Source organism: Arthrobacter sp. CAL618, from assembly GCF_000468215.1.
GTDB lineage: Bacteria > Actinomycetota > Actinomycetes > Actinomycetales > Micrococcaceae > Arthrobacter_D.
Genome location: NZ_ASZW01000144.1, coordinates 1 through 5065, shown reverse-complemented (window position 1 = coordinate 5065; position 5065 = coordinate 1). Strand labels below are relative to the sequence as shown.

Genomic DNA, 5065 nt, shown 5'->3' with positions numbered 1-5065 from the left:
GAGTCAGGGATCTGGGAAGTCGACGGCACGTCGGTATTCGCCGGAGGAGAAAGCTGCTGCAGTCCGGATGGTGCGGACTTTGCGGGCGGAGCTGGGGACCGAGCATGGAACGGTGCAGCGGGTCGCGTCGCAGCTGGGATACGGTACTGAGTCGGTGCGGGCGTGGGTGCGGCAGGCGGATGTTGATGATGGCCAGAGCCCAGGGGTGAGTACCTCGGAGGCCAGGCGGGTGCGTGAGCTTGAGCAGGAAAACCGTGAGCTGCGTCGGGCGAATGAAATCCTTAAGCGGGCCGCGAGTTTCTTCGGGGCGGAGCTCGACCGCCAATATCGGAAATAGTCTCGTTCATCGACGCGAACAAGGATGACGTTGTCGAGGGACGACGGCTCGGAGTCGAGCCTATCTGTACGCTGCTGCAGGTGGCTCCGAGCACTTATTACGCCACGAAGAACCGCGCACCATCGGCGCGAGCTGTCAGCGATGCAGTCCTGACCCCGGATCTGATCAGACTGTGGGAAGACAATTATCGTGTCTACGGGGTCCGCAAACTCTGGAAAGCAGCCCGTCGCGCCGGGATCGACATCGGCCGGGACCAGACTGGCAGGCTGATGCGCGCCGCCGGCATCGAAGGTGCGAGGCGTTCAAAGCGTGTGAAGACGACGCGCCCAGATCCAGCCGGGAGGAGGCACCCGGACTTGGTGAACCGTGAGTTCACCGCGGTGGCCCCGAACCGGCTTTGGGTGACCGATCTGACCTTCGTTCCGACGTGGGCTGGTGTCGCGTATGTCTGCTTCATCATTGACGTGTTCAGCCGGATGATCGTCGGGTGGCGGTGCGCTTCGCACATGCGCACCGAGATGGTCCTCGACGCGATCGAGATGGCACGGTGGGGCAGGGGCACCCACCACGATGACCTGCGCTGTCACAGCGATGCGGGCAGTCAATTCACGTCAATTCGCTACGGCGAACGTCTCGCTGAGATTGGTGCGACACCATCGATCGGGACCGTTGGCGACAGCTATGACAATGCGCTGGCAGAGACCGTGAATGGCTATTACAAGACCGAACTCGTCCGAGGCCCCGCCCGGCCTGACCCTTGGAAGACGGTTGAGGACCTTGAGCTAGCGACTCTGGGATGGGTTCACTGGCACAACACCGAACGTCTGCATGGCTACCTCGGCGACATTCCGCCCGCAGAATTCGAGCAAACCTTCTATGCTGGCAAAACCAACGATACTCAGCTGGTAGAAATCAAATAGCGTGAGTCTCCATCAAACCCAGGGCGGTTCAAGGTGAACAATCTTTCAGAGTAGGTCCGGGCTTCACTCAGTGTGGTGGGGAGGTTGGGTAGGCCTGCGCCGATGATGTAGAACGGCCATCCGCGCTGGCCGGCTGCGTGCTGGACAGTGATGAGTGCTGTGAGCAGTTCCTGATCGAGGTCCTGCATTTCGTCGATGAAGATCGCAAAAGCGCTTTTGTCGGCCTTCAAAGCGAGCGAGACATCCTCAACAAGTTCTTCGAGATCAATGTCGATAGTGCCTGAGTTGGCCCGGTCAGAGGTCATGCCGATATCAGCTTTAATGCCTGGGACTCCGAGTGCGATGTTGAAGGACTGGATTGTCCCAATAGCTTCGCGTAGCCGAGTCTTCCTCGAGGGGCCGTTGTACCGCCGGGCGGCGGAGGTAAGTTCTCGCGCGAACTTCTCTCGTACTTCGGTGAAGCCTTGCGCTTCGGGCTTGCCTTCAAGCCAGATGGTGAACCAGCCGTGGTTATCCGCGTGAGATCGGAGGTAATTTAGGAGCACTGTCTTCCCGACCCCTCGGAGGCCCGACAGGACCATTCCCCGGTTCGGGAGGTCTCGTTTCGTTCGCGCTACGATGAGGTCGAACGCGTCAATCTCTTTTTGTCGGCCTCCCATCACCCGCGGAGGCAGTCCGGATCCTGGGTTATACGGATTGAGCTCCAAGTGCATGTAGGAAATTATACCTAGTTCTAGCTTCGACTGTATAACTGCTTATATCTTTGTAGATTTGCCTCAGGAGCACGACGACTTATCGTCTTGAGAACTTGGGACTGCCCCTGGTTTTGTTGACTCCTTGACCTAGCGAGCTGATGCTCGTGGAAGGATGTTGACCATGCCGACGGCTTATGGGGCGGAGTTCCGCCAGGATGTTATTGATGTGGCCCGTAAGGGTGAGGCGCCGTTGGCGCAGATCGCTAAGGATTTCGGGCTTTCAGTCACGACGTTGAAGCGCTGGCTCGCTATCGCGGATCGGAAGGAAACCGGGGTAACCTGGGCAGCGGATGACTCGGCCGAGATGCGGGACTTGAGGAAGCGGAACCGGTTGTTGGAGCAGGAGAATGAGGTGCTGCGCCGGGCTGCCGCGTATTTGGCGCGTGACATCAACCCAAAATGACTCTTCTATGGGTTTAGTCAAGCCGTGATGGTCTGGAGTTGGCGGAAGATTGAACGACACACGTAGCGTTTGAGATTGCGGCGGATTTCCCTGTTGGTCTTCCCCGCGGCACGGCTGCGTGCGACGTAGTCCTTGGTGGCGGTGTCGAAGCTCATCCGGGTTCGGACGATGACGTCGAAGGCCCGGTTGAGTTGACGGTCGCCGGAGCGGTTGAGCCGGTGGCGGGTGGTGTTCCCGGAAGAGGCTGGGCGCGGAGCGACGCCGCCTAACGCTGCGAAGGCCGCTTCTGAACGGATCCGCCCGTGGTGGGAGTAGGCGCAGATGATGATGGCTGCGGTTACCGGCCCTACCCCGGGGATGGTTTGAAGCCCCGGTGCCAGTTCCTCGGCCAGCTGCGCTAGCGCTTTGTGGTTCTGGGTGAGCTGTTCAGTGAGGTTCTTGATTGCCATAGCCATACGTTTAGCCTCGAGTCGGGTGATCCGCACCAAAGTGTCCACGGCTTGGGTGGTCCGCCAAGCCGCAATCGCTGTAATCTGCGTTTCCCGCAGCGATGCGCGGACGTCGACGCCCAGGTCGGTGCTACGTAGCAGCGCTGTCAGGGCGTTCCGATTCGCGGTGCGCTGCTGATCGAGGAGGGATCGGGCGGCGAGAAGTATCCGCAATGCGCTCCGGGTTCCTGCGGCGCGGGGTGTGATCACGTGGTCGCGTTGGCGACCAAGGACGGACCGGGCAGCTGCTTCAGCGTCGATCGGATCTGACTTGCCAGTCAGAGCCCGTGAAGACCTCGACGGAGGCCTCACCTCGCCCACGTCGATGCCTTCCGTTTGCAGCATCTGTGTAAGGCGGGCCCCGTAGGACGATGTTCCCTCGACGGCTGCGAAGACGGGTTCTCCGCCGGTGCGGCGACGGATCCACGCTAGCCCGGATTTTTCATGATGGCCGGGTTCGCGGCCAGGTCATGGGCTAGTTCGCGTCCGGTGGGATTTTCTTGTTTTGGGCGTGTTGGCGGGGCCTGTGGTCGCTGGCTGGGCGTCGGGTTCCACGTCTCCGATCGGGTGTTTCGGTGGTTGCAGGGCTGGCCGTCCGGCTTTCAGGCCAGGCGCGGGCTCGGTTGTCGGAGGCTGTGCTTGAGCTCGGTAATGGCGGTCAGGAGGGTGGTGATCGTGCCGGTTTCCGGCGCGTTGCCGGGGATCAGCAGCTGGGTCCGCCGGGCCCTAGTGATGAGTTTTCCGGCGGTCGCGAAGAGCCGGTACCGCCACCGTTTGATGTCCCAGCCGCGGGCTGTATGCCCGGCCGGCAGGATGGCCAGTTGCAGCCAGGACACTAGATTCATGGCCAGGGCGGCAATGTCAGCCCAGGCCTGATTGGCGTGGAAATCATAGAACGGCAGTTTCCCGAGCCCAGTGTTCTTCAGCGTTTTGATCCGGTTCTCACACCGTCCCCGGGCCCGGTGCCGGGCATCAAGGGTGGGCCCGTGCCAGCGCGGCGAGTTCGTCAGAAAGGCCGTGATTCTGTGTCCGTCAACATCGAGCAGCGTTGCCTGCGCCCCGGGGTGAAGGGGCTCGGCGCGTAGGAACAGGTTCGTCCCGACCGGGTAATCGGTGAGCCCGAAAATCTCGGTGGCGTTGATGACCCACGCATCGGTGCGTTCCTTACCGTTCTGGTCCAGGGCCGGCTGCCAATGCGCTTTGTCGTTGATCCAGGCGACCATGTGGGCCTTGGTGACCGGCACCGGGTAGGACACCGTGAACTGGACACCTAACGACGCCAGGTGATGCAGGAACTTCCGTGACGCCCCGGCGCTGTCGGTGCGCACCAGCACCTTGTCCCCGATGAGCTCACCGTGGCCGTCGTAGAAACTGTCGGGGAGCTGTCCGATGGCCTGGGTGAACACCTCGATGTGGTCTTGGGCACTGTTGGCTCCGGCGTTGCCTGGACGCATCAACGCGGCCAGGATCTCCCCGGTCCCGTTGCCCGTACCGTAATCGACGCTGGCGATGAAAGGGGCGAAACCATACCCGCCCTTATAGGTGCCCACGGCCTGTTCCTTGTCGCTGTGGGAGGCCACGAGCGTGGCATCAAGGTCCAGGATCAGGGGCTCCAGGACGGTCGCCCGCAGTGCCGGGTTCCGGTCCCCGGCAGCGTCCCATGCCCGTGAACGCAGCTGGCGAGTCAACGTGGCGAAGCCGTAGCCGAAGACGTCCGGACCAGCCGCAACCCGGTCGAAGAACCGTGAGACGGTCGCGTTCGAGGCCACGTTCCCGAAGACGCCGGCACCAGAGCGTAGGATATCCAGATCCGAGACGTGTTCCCCGCCGCCGGCGAGCATGACCGCCAAGGATCCCAGGATCGTGCCGGGCCGATGCCGGGCCCCGGCGGGAACGAACTGGCCTAACCGGTCCTCGCACAAGCCCCGGAAACCGAGCGCGTCGATCAGAGATGTCACCACGTTCAGCCCCGCGTGGGAGACCAGCGACTGCTCCGTCGTGGCGACAGGAAGAGACGGGAAAACTCCGGTAATCTTAGACATCAGAAAGGTGCTTCTTTCAGCCGGTGGAACAGTGCGTCAACAACACTATTTTCCCAGCCCAGAAGCACCTTTCGTCGCTTTAACACACCCGACGGGCCCCACCCTCATGAAAACCCCGGG

General features: G+C 61.7%; 4 protein-coding genes and 1 pseudogene. 2 read left to right on the top strand and 3 right to left on the bottom strand.

Annotated features, from left to right (window positions below; all coding sequences use genetic code 11):
- Positions 1-1257, top strand: a protein-coding gene (locus K728_RS0108790; RefSeq protein ID WP_237742116.1) for an IS3 family transposase whose coding sequence is annotated in 2 segments (ribosomal slippage) — positions 1-296 and positions 296-1257 — 1258 coding nt annotated over the 2 segments. Because the reading frame shifts where the segments join, the coding sequence is not laid out codon by codon here. This gene is flagged as partial in the annotation.
- On the opposite strand, the gene K728_RS0108785 is transcribed toward K728_RS0108790, so the two are convergent.
- A complete protein-coding gene (locus K728_RS0108785; RefSeq protein ID WP_051317654.1) occupies positions 1236-1916 on the bottom strand; it encodes an ATP-binding protein in 681 nt (226 codons plus the stop codon). The two genes, K728_RS0108790 and K728_RS0108785, sit on opposite strands and share 22 nt — an antisense overlap.
- Before the next feature lie 217 nt (positions 1917-2133).
- On the opposite strand from K728_RS0108785, the pseudogene K728_RS0108780 reads away from it, so the two are divergent.
- Positions 2134-2412, top strand: a pseudogene (locus tag K728_RS0108780) (IS3 family transposase); the annotation flags it as partial.
- Positions 2413-2432: 20 nt separating this feature from the next.
- Here the strand turns inward: K728_RS0108780 and K728_RS0108775 are convergent.
- Positions 2433-3326: an IS110 family transposase gene (locus K728_RS0108775; protein ID WP_035747681.1), complete on the bottom strand. Its 894-nt coding sequence runs from the start codon at positions 3324-3326 to the stop codon at positions 2433-2435.
- A gap of 179 nt (positions 3327-3505) precedes the next feature.
- Positions 3506-4945, bottom strand: coding sequence for an IS1380 family transposase (locus K728_RS0108770; protein WP_024476452.1), 1440 nt, complete (start codon positions 4943-4945; stop codon positions 3506-3508).
- Positions 4946-5065 lie beyond the last annotated feature (120 nt).